At 46.1% G+C, this 1447-nt stretch carries 2 protein-coding genes; both read right to left on the bottom strand.

What is annotated here, in order from left to right:
* Window positions 1-92: 92 nt before the first annotated feature.
* A complete protein-coding gene (locus tag L691_RS0125945; protein WP_025693115.1) occupies window positions 93-1262 on the bottom strand; it encodes an RNA-guided endonuclease InsQ/TnpB family protein in 1170 nt (389 codons plus the stop codon).
* Window positions 1259-1447, bottom strand: a 189-nt coding sequence (locus L691_RS0125940) for a transposase (protein ID WP_025693114.1), incomplete at its 5' end; no start/stop codon positions are given. The genes L691_RS0125945 and L691_RS0125940, both read right to left, overlap by 4 nt.

The raw sequence follows: 1447 nt of genomic DNA, 5'->3' as shown, positions 1-1447 counted from the left end.
GCTGAATGCGGAAATCTAACGGCAGGGTTCAGTAAGCAACACTTGTTATGGGTACAAGTGGGTGGGAACTCACCTTCTACTACTTCTCGCACTTACGCGATCCGTAGATACTTGATTTCTTTCGTTTCACCCATGTAACGGATATGTCCATGCAGATACTTGGATAATATCCCTCTGCTCCCGTGCACATCTCGGTGTTCGGTATAGCCACAGGAACAGTTGTAGTTTCGGGTGGATGTCTTTTTTCTTATACCGCAACAAGGACATTGCCCACTGGTGTAGCTCTCATCTATCATTTTTATGATGATTCCCTGGGCTTCGAGTTTGTATCTAAGCTGCTTCTGAATCTTGCCGAAGCTCCAGTTGGACAGCTTTTGATTTATAATCTTTCGCTTCTTCTTTTTCGTGTTCCGCTGTACGCCTTCCACTTGGCCGACAACCGCCTCTTTGACTTCGTTTTCTCTGCACCATTCTACGAATTGTCTTGTGGTTTTGTGGATAGCGTCATTCAGTTGGCGTTCGCTTTTGCTGAGTATGTATTTTTTAGCCCGGTTGTATTTTTTCCATTTCCGGCTGCCTTTTTCACATTTGCTCATGAACTTCTGGATCTCGGCCAGCTTCTTGTTTCTCAGCCGGTGAATGCTTCTTACTTTTCTTCCGGTGATGATGATGGACTTATTTTCGGTGGTCGTTGCCGTGATGGAGTGGATTTCCCCTAGATCAACACCTGCAGTCTGGTTGCCAAGATTGTCCGCTGCTGCTTGTCCGTCATCATAGCTCATGGAAATCATCAGTTTTCGGTCAAATACCAGCTCGATTTCCTTGATATCCGCTTCCGGTAAACGCGGGACGGTGATTTTGATCGGCTGCTGGCGTTTTCCGTTTTGGATACCCAGACTTAAGTAGATCGTGTTAGCCTTGATTTTGAACGCTTGGTCCACCCATTTGGTATTGAAGTGCTTCTTCTTTTTGTAAGGGTACTTGGTAGGGAGACCTTGCCTTCTGGCTTGTTTTGCGCTGTCTCTGGCATAGAGATATTTATGGCAGACCGCCTGTACCGATTGGGAATGCAAAGGAAACTGATTTTTAAGCGCCGCTTGAAGTTCGGTTTTTCCGATCCACTTTCCATCGTCTTGTAGGGCATGGTGCTTGGCAATGAGTAGACACTGATTCCAAACTTCCGCTGATATGCGGTTGCACGCAAACAGCCGTTCCAAATCCAATTTTGAGGTGTGAAACGCTGTTTTGACACATCGGATCACCTGGTTTTCGCCCCCTTCCCTTGATTCTCGATGTACGCCTTTAAGACCTCCAAAGGAGCGCCGCCTACAGTAACCAGGCAGAAGCTTTGCGACCAAAAATACTCTCTCCACAACTTCGTTTTGACTTCGGGAAAGTCTTTTTTTATAAGGCGAGAGCTGGCACTTTTATAGGCATTGATAAATTT

Origin of the sequence: Paenibacillus zanthoxyli JH29 (assembly GCF_000520715.1) — a bacterium.
Lineage (GTDB): Bacteria > Bacillota > Bacilli > Paenibacillales > Paenibacillaceae > Paenibacillus_AQ > Paenibacillus_AQ zanthoxyli.
The sequence above is the reverse complement of the archived record's forward strand: the minus strand, read 5'-3'. Positions and strand labels throughout refer to the sequence as shown.